Origin of the sequence: Empedobacter stercoris, assembly GCF_020281205.1 — a bacterium.
GTDB classification, from domain to species: Bacteria; Bacteroidota; Bacteroidia; order Flavobacteriales; family Weeksellaceae; genus Empedobacter; species Empedobacter stercoris.
On record NZ_JACXZC010000003.1, the window covers coordinates 63,240 to 81,065 of the forward strand.

At 32.0% G+C, this 17,826-nt stretch carries 19 protein-coding genes and 2 tRNA genes; 12 read left to right on the forward strand and 9 right to left on the reverse strand.

The window, feature by feature from the left end; genetic code table 11:
* Nucleotides 1-21 precede the first annotated feature (21 nt).
* Nucleotides 22-1,593, reverse strand: a complete 1,572-nt coding sequence (locus tag IF125_RS02300; protein ID WP_171623485.1) for an Rne/Rng family ribonuclease — start codon at nt 1,591-1,593, stop codon at nt 22-24.
* Between the two features lie 213 nt (nt 1,594-1,806).
* A complete protein-coding gene (locus IF125_RS02305) occupies nt 1,807-2,103 on the reverse strand; it encodes an HU family DNA-binding protein (RefSeq protein ID WP_092909071.1) in 297 nt (98 codons plus the stop codon).
* 83 nt (nt 2,104-2,186) lie between these two features.
* On the opposite strand from IF125_RS02305, the gene mutY reads away from it, so the two are divergent.
* The 6 genes from mutY (at nt 2,187) to IF125_RS02335 (ending at nt 5,991) form a co-directional block, all read left to right on the forward strand.
* A complete protein-coding gene (gene mutY / locus IF125_RS02310; RefSeq protein WP_225532486.1) occupies nt 2,187-3,227 on the forward strand; it encodes an A/G-specific adenine glycosylase in 1,041 nt (346 codons plus the stop codon).
* Nucleotides 3,228-3,262: 35 nt separating this feature from the next.
* Nucleotides 3,263-3,712 (forward strand): single-stranded DNA-binding protein, encoded by a 450-nt coding sequence (locus tag IF125_RS02315; protein ID WP_171623483.1) that lies wholly within the window; start codon nt 3,263-3,265, stop codon nt 3,710-3,712.
* Nucleotides 3,713-3,727: 15 nt separating this feature from the next.
* Nucleotides 3,728-4,336 carry a gliding motility lipoprotein GldD gene (gene gldD, locus IF125_RS02320; RefSeq protein WP_225541378.1) on the forward strand — a complete coding sequence of 203 codons (609 nt, stop codon included), beginning with the start codon at nt 3,728-3,730 and terminating at the stop codon, nt 4,334-4,336.
* A 73-nt stretch (nt 4,337-4,409) separates the two neighbouring features.
* Nucleotides 4,410-5,720 (forward strand): RIP metalloprotease RseP, encoded by a 1,311-nt coding sequence (rseP, locus tag IF125_RS02325; RefSeq protein ID WP_225541379.1) that lies wholly within the window; start codon nt 4,410-4,412, stop codon nt 5,718-5,720.
* A gap of 65 nt (nt 5,721-5,785) precedes the next feature.
* A tRNA-Asn gene (locus IF125_RS02330) sits at nt 5,786-5,859 on the forward strand.
* A 58-nt stretch (nt 5,860-5,917) separates the two neighbouring features.
* A tRNA-Asn gene (locus IF125_RS02335) sits at nt 5,918-5,991 on the forward strand.
* A 31-nt stretch (nt 5,992-6,022) separates the two neighbouring features.
* Here the strand turns inward: IF125_RS02335 and meaB are convergent.
* From meaB to IF125_RS02360, 5 genes are all read right to left on the reverse strand, one after another.
* A complete protein-coding gene (gene meaB / locus IF125_RS02340; protein WP_225541380.1) occupies nt 6,023-6,994 on the reverse strand; it encodes a methylmalonyl Co-A mutase-associated GTPase MeaB in 972 nt (323 codons plus the stop codon).
* 173 nt (nt 6,995-7,167) lie between these two features.
* Nucleotides 7,168-7,794: a helix-turn-helix domain-containing protein gene (locus tag IF125_RS02345; RefSeq protein WP_225541381.1), complete on the reverse strand. Its 627-nt coding sequence runs from the start codon at nt 7,792-7,794 to the stop codon at nt 7,168-7,170.
* A gap of 123 nt (nt 7,795-7,917) precedes the next feature.
* On the reverse strand, nt 7,918-8,088 hold the full coding sequence (locus IF125_RS02350) for a FeoB-associated Cys-rich membrane protein (RefSeq protein WP_188319374.1): 171 nt from the start codon (nt 8,086-8,088) through the stop codon (nt 7,918-7,920).
* Between the two features lie 4 nt (nt 8,089-8,092).
* Nucleotides 8,093-10,192: a ferrous iron transport protein B gene (gene feoB, locus IF125_RS02355; RefSeq protein ID WP_225541382.1), complete on the reverse strand. Its 2,100-nt coding sequence runs from the start codon at nt 10,190-10,192 to the stop codon at nt 8,093-8,095.
* Complete coding sequence (locus IF125_RS02360) at nt 10,192-10,458, reverse strand: FeoA family protein (protein WP_225532484.1); 267 nt, start codon at nt 10,456-10,458, stop codon at nt 10,192-10,194. Before IF125_RS02360 ends, feoB begins: the two co-directional genes overlap by 1 nt.
* 147 nt (nt 10,459-10,605) lie before the next feature.
* Here IF125_RS02360 and rplU point away from each other — a divergent pair, with 147 nt between their 5' ends.
* Entirely contained in the window at nt 10,606-10,911 is a 306-nt protein-coding gene (rplU, locus tag IF125_RS02365) for a 50S ribosomal protein L21 (RefSeq protein WP_171623477.1), read from the forward strand.
* 43 nt (nt 10,912-10,954) lie between these two features.
* On the forward strand, nt 10,955-11,212 hold the full coding sequence (rpmA, locus tag IF125_RS02370) for a 50S ribosomal protein L27 (RefSeq protein ID WP_150431414.1): 258 nt from the start codon (nt 10,955-10,957) through the stop codon (nt 11,210-11,212).
* Nucleotides 11,213-11,661: 449 nt separating this feature from the next.
* On the opposite strand, the gene thiL is transcribed toward rpmA, so the two are convergent.
* Nucleotides 11,662-12,720: a thiamine-phosphate kinase gene (thiL, locus tag IF125_RS02375; RefSeq protein WP_225541383.1), complete on the reverse strand. Its 1,059-nt coding sequence runs from the start codon at nt 12,718-12,720 to the stop codon at nt 11,662-11,664.
* 4 nt (nt 12,721-12,724) lie between these two features.
* The gene (locus IF125_RS02380) at nt 12,725-13,231 is read right to left on the reverse strand and encodes an acyl-CoA thioesterase (RefSeq protein WP_171623475.1); all 507 of its coding nucleotides are present in this window, start codon (nt 13,229-13,231) and stop codon (nt 12,725-12,727) included.
* 162 nt (nt 13,232-13,393) lie between these two features.
* Between IF125_RS02380 and IF125_RS02385 the strand changes: the two genes are divergently transcribed.
* The 4 genes from IF125_RS02385 to IF125_RS02400 all read left to right on the forward strand — a co-directional run bounded on the left by IF125_RS02385 (nt 13,394) and on the right by IF125_RS02400 (nt 17,820).
* Entirely contained in the window at nt 13,394-14,221 is an 828-nt protein-coding gene (locus tag IF125_RS02385) for a universal stress protein (protein WP_171623474.1), read from the forward strand.
* A gap of 108 nt (nt 14,222-14,329) precedes the next feature.
* Nucleotides 14,330-15,166 (forward strand): universal stress protein, encoded by an 837-nt coding sequence (locus tag IF125_RS02390; protein ID WP_225541384.1) that lies wholly within the window; start codon nt 14,330-14,332, stop codon nt 15,164-15,166.
* A gap of 71 nt (nt 15,167-15,237) precedes the next feature.
* Complete coding sequence (locus IF125_RS02395) at nt 15,238-16,449, forward strand: BaiN/RdsA family NAD(P)/FAD-dependent oxidoreductase (RefSeq protein ID WP_225541385.1); 1,212 nt, start codon at nt 15,238-15,240, stop codon at nt 16,447-16,449.
* 138 nt (nt 16,450-16,587) lie between these two features.
* The gene (locus IF125_RS02400) at nt 16,588-17,820 is read left to right on the forward strand and encodes an OmpP1/FadL family transporter (RefSeq protein ID WP_225541386.1); all 1,233 of its coding nucleotides are present in this window, start codon (nt 16,588-16,590) and stop codon (nt 17,818-17,820) included.
* Nucleotides 17,821-17,826 lie beyond the last annotated feature (6 nt).

The following is a 17,826-nucleotide window of genomic DNA, read 5'->3' on the forward strand; positions in this document are numbered from 1 at the left end:
TCAATAGAGCAGGTTTTTTTATTAATTTGATTCGTTGTAAAGTGTATTATGATCTTTATCCAAGAAGTTAAATTGTAAGTATTTGTACGCATCTCTTGGCACAATCTTAATCCACTTTTTATGCTTAAAAAACCATTTCATCTGAATGCTTGGCAATCCATGTTGTAAATAAGCAGCTACGAAAGGATGCACATGCAATGACATCTTTCGTAAATCCTTATCTTTTCTGTCAAGGATATTCAAGAGCACTTGTTCAATTTTATCAATTGTAACGATAGGTGCTTCTACTTCATTCGATTCTTGGTTCGGATTTTCTTCAGTCGTTATAAAATTCACCTCTGGGCGAACTCGTTGTCTTGTGATCTGAATCAATCCAAATTTACTTGGTGGCAAAATCTTATGTTTTGCTTTTTCTTTCGACATTTCAGCTCTCAGATGCTCAAACAATTCTTTTTTATGTTCTGCATCAGTCATGTCTATAAAATCGACCACAACAATTCCTCCCATATCGCGTAAGCGTAACTGACGTGCAATTTCAGAAGCAGCAATTTTGTTTACGGCAAAAGCTGAATCTTCTTGATTTTTAGAGTTACGAGAAATATTTCCCGAGTTTACATCAATTACGTGTAACGCTTCTGTGTGTTCAATCACGAGGTAAGCACCTTTAGATTGAGGAATAGTTACCGTTTTACCAAAAGCTTGTTTGATTTGTCTTTCGACATTAAACTTTTCGAAAATTGGAACAAAAGGATCTTCATATTCTTTCACCAAATTTACTTTATCTGGTGCTATGACTTCCAAATACTCGCGCATTTCGTCAGCTAATTCAGCATCATCAACAGAAATTTTAACAAAATCATCGTTAAAATTATCTCTCAAGATAGATGAAGCTCTGTCCATTTCACTAAGAATTTTAGAAGGAGCTTTCTTTTTCTGAAGATTTTTGAAAACTTGTGTCCATTTGTTCAACAAATAAGCCAAGTCTGCTTGTAATTCTTCAGCATTTTTATCTTCAGCAACAGTTCTGATGATCACTCCGAAGCCTTCGGGTGTTAAACCTTCTAAAATTTTGATTAAACGATCGCGCTCTGGTTTTTGTTTGATTTTTTGTGAAATCGAAACACGTTCCGAGAAAGGAACTAAAACTAAATAACGACCAGCAATTGAAATTTCAGAAGTAATTCTTGGTCCTTTCGTATGGATTGGTTCTTTTGTAATTTGAACTAAAACGGAATCACCTGGTGCAAAGATTTCTGTAATCAGACCATCTTTGTCAATTGGTTTTTCCATACGGAAGTTTTTCAATTTTTCGGTTTTGTACGTTCCATTTGCTACAATTTTGTTGTAAGCATTTGACGAACGTATTTGTGGACCTAAGTCATGATAATGTAAAAATGCATCTTTCGAATAACCAATGTCAACAAAGGTTGCATTTAAACTGGGAGCTAATTTTTTGATTTTACCCAAGTAAATGTCGCCAACTGCAAAGCCATCATTTGCAGTGTCTTGATGAAATTCCATCAAGCGACCTTCATCTAAAACTGCGATGCGTACTTGATCAGCTAAGGCTGAAATCACTAATTCTTTACTCATCAAAAAATTATGTTTTTAAAAATGATAAAAGCACTTTCCAAAATTTACATTGAAAAGTGCTATCTTGTAAAAAGACTAAAATTATTAATAGCGAGCTACTAATTATTTTTTCTTTTTGTGTCTGTTAAGACGACGACGTTTTTTGCGTTTGTGCGTCGCTACCTTATGTCTTTTACGTTTTTTTCCGCTTGGCATGATACAATTATTTTATTGTTATTTGATTACGTTTGCTTCACTAGTCTTTACATCTTCGATGAAAGTCTTAGCTGGTTTGAATGTAGGAACGTTGTGAGCTGGAATAATAATAGACGTACCTTTTGTGATATTTCTACCTGTTTTTTCTGCTCTAGTTTTAATAGTAAAAGATCCAAATCCTCTTAAGTATACATTTTCTCCTTCTACTAATGATTTAATCACCTCCTCCATAAACGATTCTACCACTCTTTGAGTATCGCTCTTTTCAAGTCCTAATTTACTTGAAATGTTATTTACTATTTCTGCCTTTGTCATAATTCCTCTTATTATTCTTAAATTTGAAAGCGGGTGCAAATATAACGAATGTATCTCAACAAAAAAACATTTTAATAGTTTTTATGAACTTCAACTATCTGATTTTGTCATATTTTGACAAAAATAAACGAGATTTACCATGGCGTCATACAAAAGACCCTTTTCGCATTTGGTTATCGGAAATAATTCTCCAACAAACAAGGGTTGACCAAGGTATGAAATTTTACAATAATTTCATACAAGAATTTGATACAATTTTTGATTTAGCAAATGCAGAGGAGCAAAAAGTCCTAAAACTCTGGCAAGGATTAGGTTACTATTCGCGTGCAAGAAATTTACATTACACTTCGAAAGTGATTTCTGATGAATTAAATGGACATTTTCCTACAAATTTCAACGATTTAAAGAAACTAAAAGGAATTGGAGATTATACAGCAGCTGCTATTTCATCAATTGTTTACAATGAAGCTGTCCCTGCAGTAGATGGTAATATGTTTCGTGTTTTTGCTCGATATTTTAATATTGAGGATGATATAAGCTCACCTAAAACCAAGAAAATATTTTGGGATTTAGGTTTAGAAATCATTGATAAAAAACGTCCAGGAGATTTTAATCAAGCCGTAATGGATCTTGGCGCAACGATTTGTACGCCTAAACAACCAAAGTGTGAAATTTGCCCTTTAAACGAATCGTGCGAAGCTCTTCGGTTGAATAAAGTGACCGAACTTCCTGTAAAGTTAAAAAAGACAAAAGTGTCGAATCGCTTTTTACATTTTATCATTATCGAAAATGAATCAACAATTGCTTTTTCAAAACGAACGGGTAATGATGTTTGGAAAAATTTATTCACTTTTCCTAAAATTGAAACTGAAACTGATTTATTGGATAAAGGTTGGATTTTAGATCAAAATCTTGAAAATAAACTAACTTTCATAGACGAAGAAAAACATGTTTTATCCCATCAAAATTTATTTATAAAATATTGGAAATTAAATGTATCTTTAAATGAAATAACAAAAATGAAAGCAGAAAATAATTTTGAAATGATTTCTCTAAATGATCTCGAAGATTATCCGCTTCCAAAACCAATAGAAAAATTTATAAATAAACATTATTTGGATTAACTTTGTATGTTACAAGCCACTAAAAATCTATAGCTATGAATGGAACAACGAATAAAGTACTTTTGATTGGGAATTTAGGTGATGATGTAAAATTGCATCATTTTGATGAACAAAATTGCATTGGACGATTTCCTATTGCCACAACAGAATCGTACATTTCGAGGACAGGAGAACGTATTACTGAAACAGAATGGCACAATATTGTGACACGAAATAAGTTGGCAGAATTATGTGATCGTTATCTAAAAAAAGGAGATAAAGTTTTTGTTGAAGGACGTATCAAAACTCGTAAATGGGACGATAATGGACAAATGCGTTATACAACAGAAATTGTTGCCAACTCTATCGAATTTTTAACACCAAAAATTGATCATGAGCAACGACAAGCAATGCAAAACGAACAAAACAAAGTTCAGAAAACACAAGAAAATACAACAATTGAACCTCCTTTTATCGATGAAGGAGAGGACGATTTGCCTTTTTAGAAATTAAATTATTAAATGAATTTTACAAAATCTAACGTTTTACGTTATACCATGAATTTTAAAACTATAATAGCATTATGTAGTAGTGCTATTTTTTTTGTGTCATGTAATAAAAGCGAGGGTATCGCCAAGCCTTTGGGACAAGTTCGTCTTGAATATCCTAAGCAAACTTACCTTACATTTAAAGAAAATGTTCCTTATACATTTCAATATTCTAATTTTGGGAAAATTATAGAAGGGAAAAAAACAAACTCTTTTAATATTGTTTATCCAAGCATGAAAGCAACGATTTACTTAACTTATTTTCCAGTTCAATCACCTCAAGATTTAATCATTCAAATTAAAGAAAGTGAAAGCTTTGTACAAGAACAGACGGTTAAAGCCAGCTTTATTTCGCCTCAAGAATTTTCTTTTCCAGAAAGAAAGGTTTTTGGTACTATGTATGAGTTAGGAGGAGAATCCGCAATTAACATTCAATTTCATGCAACCGATAGCCTCAAGAATTTTTTGGCAGGTTCGGTATATTTCAAAACTCAACCAAAGCCAGATTCATTAGCTCCTGCAGTTGATTACATCAAGAAAGATGTAAAAAAATTGTTAGAAACCTTAGAATGGAAAAAATAAAATGCGTTGGTAAATAAAAACAATTAATTTTGTAGTCATTTAAAAATTAGAACATAATCAAATTTAGAATAATATGTTAATACAGATAGCTACCTTAATGCTTAGTTTGATGCTTTTAGTAATGTTGCACGAACTTGGACATTATGTTACAGCACGATGGTTTGGCGTTCGAGTAGAACGTTTCTTTTGTTTTTTCGATGTGAAATTTGCCATTTGGAAAAAGAAAATTGGAGATACCGTTTATGGTATCGGTTGGTTACCACTTGGAGGTTATGTAAAACTTTCGGGAATGATTGACGAGAGCATGGATTTGGAACAAATGAAACAAGAACCAAAACCCTACGAGTTCCGAGTAAAACCAGCTTGGCAACGATTAATTATTATGTTAGGTGGTATTATTGTCAATATCATTTTAGCAATGATTATTTATGCTGCACTTTTTATTTCGCAAGGAGAAAGTTTTATTGATGTAAATAAAATGCAATATGGAATTGAAGCAAATGAAACACAAACAAAATTTGGTTTACAGAAAGGTGATATTCCTGTTGGTGTAAATGGTGTAAAATATCAAGCACTAAACGAAATAGGCAAAGAAGCTTTGTTGGGAGGTGAAACTTTAGATGTAAAACGTGATGGACAAGAAGTATCATTACCAATTACAGAAGATTTTAGAACAGAAATCTTGAATGCTAAAGGAAATTTCTTTATTCCGCAAAGTCCAACTGTTGTTGATTCTATCGTGGATAATAGTGCCGCCCAAAAAGCAGGTTTATTAAAAGGTGATAAAATAATTGCAGTGGATGGGTTTACAACACCTTTATTTTCTGATTTTAAAAACAAATTGAAAGATTACAAAGGAAAAACGATTTCTTTAAGTATCGAAAGAAAAGGTGAACCTATTGAATTGATGGTAAATGTAGATAAAGATGGTACAATCGGTTTTAATGCTTCTACTGAATATGTACAAGCATTAATTTCGAGAGAAGATTATACAATAGGAGAAGGTATTGCAAAAGGAATTGTAGAGCCTTTTGAAGCAATTGCAACACAAGTACGTGGTATTGGGACGTTATTCCAAGTAAAAGATGGTCGTAAGCAAGTTGCGGGTCCGATTGGAATGGTAAAACAAATGCCAACAGAATGGAACTGGTTATTTTTCTGGTCATTTACAGCAATGATTTCTGCTTGGTTAGCCTTTATAAACTTACTACCAATACCTGGTTTAGACGGTGGACACGCTGTTTTTGCTATCTATGAAATGGTCACTGGAAAAAAACCAAGTGAAAAAGTTTTAGAAAAAGCACAAATGATTGGTGTTGTAATTATCTTAGGATTAATGATTTTCATCTTCGGTAATGATATTATCAATATGATTTTTCAATAAAATTTAAAATATTTTTTGTGGGTGTAAAAAATACTATTATATTTGCACCCACAATTAAGCAACATTCCTCCTTAGCTCAGTTGGTTAGAGCATCTGACTGTTAATCAGAGGGTCCTTGGTTCGAGCCCAAGAGGAGGAGCTTTTTTAGTAAAAAGTCAAACAAAGACTTAAAAATAAATTTACAAAATATCGGATTTTCCTCCTTAGCTCAGTTGGTTAGAGCATCTGACTGTTAATCAGAGGGTCCTTGGTTCGAGCCCAAGAGGAGGAGCAAAAAAGACAATCATTACGATTGTCTTTTTTTATTTTATAGTCATTTCAACTGAATGATTGTTTAGCCAATCTTTTGCCATTTCAAAAGCAGAAATGTGTTTGTTTAGTTCAATTGGATGAGCTTTTAAAGCTTTTAAATAATGTTGATTAATCAAATCAATAGTGTATCGCTCAGCTTGTTTTAGTTGCTGATTTTCTCTATTTGAACGATAATAATCGTTTTCATTAATAAATGTAAAATAATCTTGGACCAATTCCCATAACTCAGGAACTCCTTTTCCGATTAATCCAGATCCGATAATCGATTTTCTTTTCCATTGAGATGCTTTTGTTGGTAAAAACTGTAATGAGCGTACAATATCTAATTTTGCATCTTTCACTAATTTTTCTTGAAATGAATCGGATTTGTTGACAAAAATTAGATCTGCCATTTCCATTATTCCTCGTTTAATCCCTTGTAAATCGTCTCCAGAACCAGGAAGTTGTAGGAAAAGAAAAAGATCTGAAATCTCGTTTACAAGTGTTTCCGATTGTCCAACTCCAACAGTCTCGATTAAAATATTTTCGAAACCAGCAGCTTCGCATAGTAAAATAGCTTCATAGGTACGCGATGTAATTCCGCCTAAAGAGCCATTAGAAGCGCTTGGACGAATGTATGCGTTTTCTTCTCGGGATAGATCTTCCATTCGAGTTTTATCGCCTAAGATGCTTCCTTTAGACAAAGAGCTACTTGGATCGATTGCAAGAATAGCAACTTTTTCTCCTTGTTGAACGATATACTTTCCTAAAGACTCAATAAATGTACTTTTTCCAACACCTGGAATTCCTGTAATAGCAATCCTTTTAGATGTTTTGGAAGTGGGTAGTAAACTAATAACTTGATGTGCTAAATTAAGGTCATCTAATCGATTACTTTCCGCAAGTGTAATTGCTCTTGATAAGGCAAATCGATCACCTTCTTTAATTTTTTGTGCAAGTATTTCTGGTTCTATTTTTCGCATAAGACATAATCTTAAATTAAAGATAGAATCTTAATCAAGAATAAAAAAATATAAAGTTAATTTTGATAGGATTTTTTTATATAGCTCTTCTATTAATATAGATTTTAAAAGAAAGGTATAAATTAATTTACTGGTTGTAAATGAATAGGATATGTTTTTATAAAACAGAATTATTATTTTTTTTGTTCTTCTTTTATTCTTTTTACAAAAACAGAAGGTGATTCGTTCATAATTTGAGTGAAAATAGTGGTAAAAGTACTATGAGAAGTGAATCCACAGTCACTTGCTAAATAACTCACTTTTGTATTGATGTACTTCGGTTCATTTTTTAAACGGTTGACGATATAGTTTATTCTTAACTCATTCAAGTAAGTATTAAAAGGTTTTTGCCGATGAGTTTTAATCACTTCAGAAAGGTATTTCGTATTTGTTTTAAACTGTTTTGATAGTACAGCAAGATTTATGTCCTTTTTGATAAAATCATTATTTTTCTCAAATTGCTCTAACTTTCGTAACAAATCGTTTTCTGTTTTTGAGGAGATACTCAGATTACTAACGATTTTTTCTTCCCGTATATCTTGTTGTGGAGTAGATTCAGATTCTATATTTCCTGTTGATTTAATTTCTACAATTTTTTTAGCAGCAACTTCGTTCTTTACAGTTTTTATTTTATCATTATTCGTACTTAACTCAATCTCTTGAATAATTTTATTTTTTTTATTTTTTGAGATAATGTAAATAATTACGCCTAAAATGATTAAAGCTGAAATAACGAAAGAAATGATTATCCAATTGTCCATTTTGTAAAATATAATTCCGAATAAATGAAATAAAACTAATTAGAAATCAATAAAATAATTGATAAATACTAATTCTTTTTAGTGTAAAAATACTCCGAAATTTTGAAATAAAAAAGGCTAACTTTATGAGTTAGCCTTTTTCTGAAATTCATCTTTAGTTGGAGCACAGCCACATCCTTTGGAGCAACCTCCTCCTTTTGAACTAAATGAGTTTCTTATTAATTTTACAATATACCAAATGGCAAATCCGAAAAGAAATGCAATAAAACCATATTGTATCCAAATATTGTCCATAGTATTATTTTAATAAATGATATGCAATAAATGCAACAATGTATGCTAAACCAGTCATAAATCCTGTCTGAATCAGTGTCCATTTCCAAGAATTTGTTTCTCTTTTTACAATCGCGATAGTGCTCATACATTGCATTGCGAAAGCGTAGAATAATAACAACGAAACTCCTGTTGCAAGATTATATGCAGGTTCACCTGTATTTTGGTTGATTTCTGATTGCATACGATGAAGTAAACGATCTTTTTGACCATCGTCTTCCACATCAACTTCGCCTAAACTATAAACAGTTGACATTGTTCCGACAAATACTTCACGGGCAGCAAAGGAAGAAATCAAACCAATTCCCATCTTCCAATCATATCCCAACGGTTCTACAACTGGTTCTATAACTGCTCCTAATCTTCCTAAGTATGAATGTTCTAATTTATAAGAAGCAATTTCATTGGCTAAATCATCTTCATCCATTTTTGGGTGATGAGCAGTAACTATCTCTTCTGCATTTTTAAATTGTTCTCCTGGTCCAAATGTTCCTAAAACCCATAGAATAATCGAAATTGCAAATATTATTTTACCAGCATCAATTAAGAAACCTAATGTTTTTTCCCATACATTAATTCCAACATTTTTCCAATCAGGAAGTTTGTACGTTGGCATCTCTAAAATCAAGAAACTTTTATGTTTTGCTTTTATAATTAAGTTCAGTAAAATGGCACTTCCTAAAGCACCAACAACACCTAATATGTACATCACAAATAAGGCCAAGGCTTGGTAACTGAAACCAAATATTTTTTCGTCAGGAATTACCAAGGCAATCAGAACGATATAAATAGGCAAACGAGCAGAACACGTCATAAATGGGGTGACAAGTATCGTTAATAAGCGCTCTTTGTCATTTTCGATGTTACGCGCAGACATAATTGCTGGTACTGCACAAGCAGCGCCCGAGATTAATGGTACAACACTTTTTCCACTTAATCCAAAAGGTTTTAACCATCTATCCATCAAATATACAACACGACTCATGTACCCTGTTTCTTCCATAATCGAAATGAATAAAAACAAAATGGCAATTTGAGGAACAAAAACAGCAATACCTTCTATTCCTGGTATTATAGCGCCACCAACAATTTCATTGATGGGTCCTTCGGGTAAAAAACTAATTACTTTTTCATCAAACCAACCAAACAGGTCTTCAACCATTGTCATTAATGGAGCTGACCATGCGTAAACAGCTTGAAAGATTAATAATAAAATCCCTAAAAAGATAACATAACCAAAAACTGGATGAATTAATATTTTGTCAATTTTATCAGTTAAAGTTTCATTTCCTTCGAATTTATAAGAAATGATGGTATTTAATTTCTCCTCTAAAATTTTATTTCGATCTAAAGCTTCTTTTACTTGTAAACGCTTCGAAATAATAGCGTTTTCTTTTTTTATTGCTTCTAACTTATCTTGCTTCTCTTTTGATAGAAAAGGAACTTCTTTTTGCGATAGATATTGCCAAGCTTGATAATTAGAATCTAATTGAAATTCATTTTTTACATTCTCTACGACTGAAAGATATTCTTTCGAGATTGCATAATGATTAGTGTAATCGGTTGCTTTTTTAGTGAAAGCATCTACCAATTCATCGATACCTTCGCTTGTACGAGCGTTTGTTAAGTATATTTTAGTTTGAAGAAAATCTTCTAATTTTGGTAAATCAATGTTAAGGCCTTTGCTCTTGATTTCGTCTTTCATGTTAATGACAAAAATCGCAGGAACATCTAAATCTCGAACTTGTTGATACAATAAAATCGAACGTTTTAAATTTGATGGTTCACCTATAACAATGGCTAAATCAGGATAATGTTTATCGGTTTTGTTTCCTAAAGTTTTGAAAACAATTTCTTCATCCAAAGAGCTTGGATAAATAGTATACGTTCCTGGGAAATCTGTAATGAAAAATTTGTTTCCATTTCGTTCAATATTCCCCTCACGTTTCTCTACCGTCACACCAGGATAATTTCCTACTTTTTGACGAAGATTTGTAAGCTTATTAAATAACGAAGTTTTACCAACATTTGGGTTACCAATTAAGGCAATTTTATAATGATTCATTATTTCTTTGTTATCAAGATTTTATCGGCTTCGTTTCTTCTTAATGCTAAAACAGACTTGTTCGATACAATACTGATGCAAATAGGACCACCAAAAGGAGCTTTGTTTTTAACCAGTAAATTAGTACCTGGGACAAAACCCATTTCATAAAATTTTGCAGGAACATCTTCAGTCGTAAAACCAATTACAACAGCTTGTTCACCAATTTTTAAATCTTTTAAAGAATAATTTTCAACCATCTCTACCAATCTATCTTTGATTTTCATTGCAAAGATATGTTATTTTTAATTAATCCAAATAGAAGATATGTCATAGTTTTTTCATCTTTCTAACTAAATTTCAATCAATTCAAGTTCTTAAATTCAAAATTTTGATTATCTTTGCACTCAATTTTCATTTATAAACATTAATTTATGTACGCAATTGTAGAGATAGCAGGGCTTCAATACAAAGTTGAAAAAGACCAACAATTGTTTGTAAACCGTTTAGCAGGTGAAGCAGGAGAAGAAGTAAAATTCGATCGTGTTTTATTAACTGATAACGGAGCAATCACTGTCGGCGCCCCAGTTATAGACGGAGTTACCGTAGTAGCTAAAATCGTTGAACACGTGAAAGGAGACAAAGTAATCGTTTTCAAGAAAAAAAGAAGAAAAGGTTACCAAAAGTCTAACGGTCATCGTCAACAATTCACTAAAATTGAAATTGCTTCAATCGGTTAAGATTGAGCAGAGATTAATTATTAACTCTTAAAAACAAAACGAAATGGCACATAAGAAAGGGGTCGGAAGTTCGAAAAATGGTCGTGAATCACATTCGAAACGTTTAGGTGTTAAAATTTTTGGTGGACAAGCAGCAATCGCTGGTAACATTATTGTTCGTCAAAGAGGTACTCAACATCATCCTGGTGATAATGTAGGAATCGGTAAAGATCACACATTATTCGCTTTAGTTGACGGAAAAGTTGTTTTCACTAAAAAACGTAACGATAGATCTTACGTTTCAGTTGAACCATTATCTTAATTGATAATTCGACAGCGAAAACGCTAACAATATAAAAGCTCGAACTTATTAGTTCGAGCTTTTTTGTTTTTTTATTGTAATTAATACAAATGAAATTATTAAGATTAAAATACCTAAACAAAATATAGGGAGCCAAAAAACAAGTGAAATTTCTGAAAGCTTTATTTCAAATTTACTATAATTACCTCTTGCTGCAAACATTGCAATCGCATAAATAAGCATTAGAATTGATAAAGATAACAACCCAATTCCTGTTTTGAATAGCATTTTATTTATTGATTTTTTAGATATAATTATTAATAATAATCTAAATTACAACTTATTTCAACTAAAAAAGCATCCAATTTCTTGAATGCTTTTGATAATATATTTGGTGAGAAGTTGCATTTCGACAAGCTCAATGCCAGCTTCTTAAAATTCTCACATTTTCGAATTAACTAATTCGTTAATTAACTTTCTTCTTCTGTTTCAACTCCCCAACCTTGTGCAGTTAAAGGAACCATTTGCTCGCTTCCTCGGGTAATTAAGTAATTTTCTTCGTTTTTACCAGTTACGTGACCAATCACCGTTAAATGTGGATTTCCTTTTATTTTCTCAAAATCTTTTTGATCAATTGTAAACATCAATTCATAATCTTCTCCACCGCTTAAAGCGCATGTAATTGGATTGATTTTGAATTCTTCGGCAGTGCGAATGACAACAGAATCCAACGGAATTTTTTCTTCGTATATATTAATTCCAACACCACTTTCTTTTGAGAGATGAATAATCTCAGACGATAATCCATCCGAAATATCAATCATAGAAGTTGGTTTAACTTTTAATTCTTTCAAAAGATTGATGATATCTAATCTCGCTTCAGGTTTTAACTGTCTTTCAATTAAATAGGAATAGTTTTCAAAATCAGGTTGATTGTTTGGATTTACTTTCGATACTTGAGCTTCGCGTTCCAAAACCTGTAGACCAAGGAAAGATGCACCTAAATCACCAGAAAGTACAACCAAATCATTTTCTTTTGCTCCACTTCTGTATGCCAAATCTTTTTCAGGAGCCGAGCCAATTGCGGTCATGCTTAGTACAAGTCCACTAACAGAAGAAGTGGTGTCACCACCAACGATATCGATTTTGTATTTGTCACATGCGTATTTCATTCCATTGTAAATTTCATCAACAGCTTCTATCGTAAAACGATTTGAGATTGCCATAGAAACCAAAATTTGTTTTGGAATAGCATTCATTGCCAAAATATCACTAATTGCAGTTACAACAGCTTTATATCCCAAATGACGCAAAGGCATGTACGACCAACTAAAGTTAATACCTTCTACTAACATGTCTGTTGATACAACAATTTTGTCCTTTTTGTAATCAAGAACAGCAGCATCGTCGCCAATTCCTTTGATAGAGCTTTCTAACTTGATTGGAAAACCTTCTTTAATTTGATGAATTAAACCAAATTCACCGATTTCGGCTAAACTTGTTTTTGAAACGTTTTTATCTTCTAACATGATTTTATTTTTGATTGAAAATTGAAGGATCTATATTTTCTGAACGAAAAGGTAAATTGATAATGTCTTGTTTTGACATTGCTTTGATTGTTTGTCCTTCAAATGATTTTTTAATATTTTCGACCATTTCAGTTGGTGGTGCCTGCATTTTTCTTTTCGACATCGAAAACCAAACACCTGTCAATTCAGAATGGCAAAGATGTACACCATCTTGGTTATACAAATTGTGAATAAATTGATAAATCATTCCATCTTCTGACATTCCACCAATTTCTACCGAAATATAAATTTCTTCACCTTCCATAGCTTCCTTAAAAAATGAAAATTGTTCGTGTAAAATTGCTGGACCAATACCATATTCAGCTAAGTTATTCATCGAAACACCAAAATCTCTTAAAAAAGCAATTCGAGCAAAGCTTGTGAAATTCATATATGAAGCATTCGCTAAATGACGATTAGCGTCTAAATCTGACCATCGAACAATGGTTTTCTGGAAATATTTATTATTCATGAATTGAAATTTATGAAGTGCAAAGTTACGGATAAGAATTTATTCAAAAATGAATATATTTTTAATCAGCTTAAATTAAAAAAACACAATAATATTTAATTTCAAATTAATTTTACACGCTATTTATTTCGTATATTTAGGGAGCTAATAAAGAGATAGATTATGAAAAAAATATTATTTCCAACCGACTTTTCCGAGACAGCAAATAACGCATTTTTGTATGCGTTGAATTTGGCAGAAAATCAAAATGCAGAGTTGTATATTTTACACGCCTTTCAATATCCAATTGTGAATGCAGGAATTGATGCTGGCATTTTACAAAATGTATATGATACCATTGAATTGAATAAATTTGAAAATCTAAAAGATCATATTCCTTTTCTTAGAAAAATGGCTGAGGATAATGGATTTTCTAATATTGATTTAAAATTTATTATAAAAGAAGGAATGCTTTCTTTCGTTTTACCAACTTTTATAGAAGAAGAAAAAGTAGACTTTGTAGTGATGGGAACAACAGGAAATACAGGATTTGATAAAGTACTTTTTGGTTCGAATACGATGAATGCAATTAAACATCTGAAAATTCCAGTTTTGAGTGTTCCGCATGGATATGAATATAAAGGAATAAAAAGCATCGGTTTTACAACAATTTTTGAAGATAAGGACCGTAAAGCCTTAGATTTTTTAACAGAAATTGCATATCGATACAAAGCCAAAGTTCATTGTTTACATGTTTCTAAAGATGGAAATTACGATGTCCCTACGCTTAATCATTGGAAAGAATATTACAAAGACGAACCTGTAGATTTTTCTATTTATACAGCAGAAGAATCTGTTGATGCTGTTTTAGAATTTATCAAAGAAGAAAAAATCGATTTATTAACAGTCGTTAGTCGCAACAAAGGCTTCTTCGAAAAGTTATTTTCTCCTAGTTTCACTAAGAAAATCCTTTCTCAAAACAAGGTACCTTTATTAGTTTTTCATGAATAACATTAGTTTATACTGAATATACAAAGCTCAATCTCCATAAATAGATTGAGCTTTTTTTCGCGTAGAACTAAAATTATTCGTAACTTTTGTGTACAAAACACAAAAAAAATGAAAAAAATATTGTTCCCAACAGATTTTTCTGAGACGGCTAATAATGCGTTTTTATATGCTCTTAACCTTGCGAAAAGTATAGATGCACAAGTTTATGTATTGCACGTTTACGAACTGCCAATGATTACTGGTACTTTGAGTGCAGGTTTAATTCAGAATGTATATGAAACTGTAGAATTAGGAAGTTTTAATAACTTCAAAGATAATATTCCGCAATTAAGGGAAATAGCAGATAAAAACGGATTAAATGAAATTCCAATTAAATTTATTTTAGAAGAAGGAAATTTCTTGTATATATTACGCGAAATCATTGGCGAAGAAAGTGTTGATTTTGTGGTAATGGGAACAGATGGAAATACAGGGATAGAAAAAATGCTTTTTGGTTCCAATACTATTAATGCAATTACATCGATGAAAATTCCTATCTTAAGTATTCCGAATGGAATGGTATTCAAAGGATTTAAGAATATAGGTTTTACAACTGTTTTTGATCAAAAAGATAAAGAAGCCTTGAAATATTTGCTTGAAATAGCAAATCGTCATCATGCAAAAATTCATTGTATGCATGTTTCTAAAGACGGAAAATATAATAAACAAGCAATGAAAGATTGGCAAAATCAATTTGCAGGAGACCCAATTTTTTTTGAAATTTATCATGATGCGGATCCTGTAAATGCGGTTTTAGATTTTATCAAAGAAAAAGAAATTGATTTGTTAACCGTTGTTAGTCGAAACAAAGGTTTCTTTGATAAGATATTTTCGCCTGGATTTACAAAAAAAATAGCAAACAAAAATATAACACCTTTGTTCGTTTTTCACGAACAAAAAGCATAAAAGGAGATGTGAAAACATTTTCCTTTTTTTATTAAAAATTTCTGTTAAAAATAAAACTTTACCTTTGCTCCGTGAAAAAAATAGCCATTGTAGGAGGTGGTGCAGCAGGATATTTTGTTGCAGCAAACCTTGGAAAAACTGTAGGACAACAAACTGTATTGTTTGAACAAGCAAATTTACCACTACAAAAAGTACGTATTTCGGGTGGAGGAAGGTGTAATGTAACTCATGCATGCTTTGATCCATTGGATTTAGTAGAGTTTTACCCACGTGGGAAAAAGGAATTACTAAGTGTTTTTTATACATTTCAGCCAGGCGATACAATGGCGTGGTTTGATGAACGCGGAGTTGAATTGAAAATTGAAGATGATAATCGTATTTTTCCAGTAAGCGATTCATCTCTTTCTATTATCGAAGCGTTAACTAAAGCGGTTGATCAAAATAAAGTTCAATTAAATTTTTCGGATGGCGTACAAGAAATCAACAAAGTTAATGAAGGTTATGAATTGATTACAAAATCAGGAAAGTATTTTTTTGAAACAGTAATTATTACAACAGGAAGTACACCAAAATTCTGGAAAAGTTTGAAAAACTTAGGTTTGAAGATTATTCAACCTGTTCCTTCTCTATTTACATTTAATTGCAAAGATCCAAGAATCGAAAGCTTGATGGGGATTTCATTCGAAAATGCAGAAGTTAAAATCAATCAACAAAAGTTAGAGGCAGAAGGACCTTTGTTAATAACACATTGGGGATTTAGTGGTCCTGCTATTTTGCGTTTATCAGCTTGGGGAGCTTTAAAATTGAACGAAAGTAATTATAAATTCGAAGCTGAAATTAATTTTGTCAATCAATCTAAAGAAGAAATAGTTTCTTTTTTGAATAATAAGAAACAAGTTGATGCAAAGAAGAATGTACACAAAAACAATCCGTTCGATTTCCCGAAACGCTTTTGGTTGAGTATTCTGAATTATTGCAACATAGCCGAAAATAAAGTATATGCCGACTTGTCGAAGAAACATATCGAAGCTTTAGCATCAGAATTAACACAAGGAAAATACCAAATAAATGGTAAAAGCACATTCAAAGACGAGTTTGTGACTGCTGGAGGAGTTGATTTGAAAGAAATTGATTTTCATTCGATGGAAGCTAAAAAATTACCTCATTTGTTCATGGCAGGAGAAGTTTTGAATATTGACGCAATTACTGGAGGTTTTAATTTTCAGGCTTGTTGGTCTGAAGGGTATGTTATATCCGAAAAAATCAAAGAAATTTATCAATAGTGTATATTTTACACAATTAATATTATGGCTGAAAGCCTTAAGTATAAAGTATTTTTTAAAATTTATTATGTTAACATAACATTATTATAAAATTATGTTATTTTTGTTAAAAGGAATTATTAAAAACGAACAAAAAATATGAAGAAAATTTTCTTAACATTAGCATTAATCGGTCTATCTTCATCTGCTTTTGCAGGAGGTTACCGTGTTGCTTTACAGGGAGTTCGCCAAGCTGCTTTAGGTGGAACTTCTGCAACGCAAACTCGTGATGCGAGTGTGGCGTTTTATAACCCTGCAGGATTAGCTTTTGTAGAGAGCAAATTGAGTATTGCTGTTGGAGGTTTTGGTGTGAAAACTGACGTAAAATGGCAAGATCCAACAACTTTCCAAAAAGCTGAAACGGATAGTAAATTAGGAACTCCAATGTATTTGGCAGTGAGTTACAAACCTGTTGATGATTTAGCGGTAGGGATTAGTGTGACTACTCCATTTGGTAGCTCGGTAACTTGGCCAGAAGATTGGCAAAATAAGGCTAATATAACGCATATCGACTTAAAAGCATTTAATATTCAGCCAACAGTTGCTTATCGTTTTTCAGATTGGTTTAGTTTAGGTTTAGGTTTTATCTATTCACATGGATCGGCTAAATTAGAAAAAGTGCAAACGGTTGCTGGAAATGACATTAAGCTTAGATTAGAAGACAAAGATGCACATGGTTTAGGATTTAATGTAGGGGCAATGTTCAAACCAACAGAGAAATTTGGAGTTGGATTAGCTTACCGTTCTAATGTAGATGTTTCTGCAAACAAAGGAGATGTAACATGGATGGATGTTCCGGCTGGAATTGCATCTAATGTGCCTTTTAACACAGATAAATGGAATACAACTTTACCATTGCCATCTGAATTTACTTTCGGAATGTCTTATAAAGTATTACCACAGTTAGAACTTTTTGGAGATATAGTGTGGCAAAACTGGACACGTTACAAAAGTTTAGATATTAATTTATACAACGACGCGTCAAATACATTCTATACTTCAACGTCAACAAAAAATTGGAAAGACAATACTTTATTCCGTTTTGGAGCAGAATATACATTTAACGAGATGATTACAGGGCGTGTTGGTTATTACCATGATAAATCTCCGGTTCCTGGAGCTTATTGGTCTTCTGAAACACCAAGTTCAAACTTAAATTCAGTTTCTGCTGGAGTAGGATTTAAATTTAACAATGGATTTTACTTAGATTTATTTGGATCTTATGTTCAAGGTGATGAAAGATACATTAATAACATCGAACAAAATTTCTCTGGAGATGTTAAGATGCGTGCAATTAACTTTGGTTTAGGACTAACGTATAACCTTAAATAACACTAC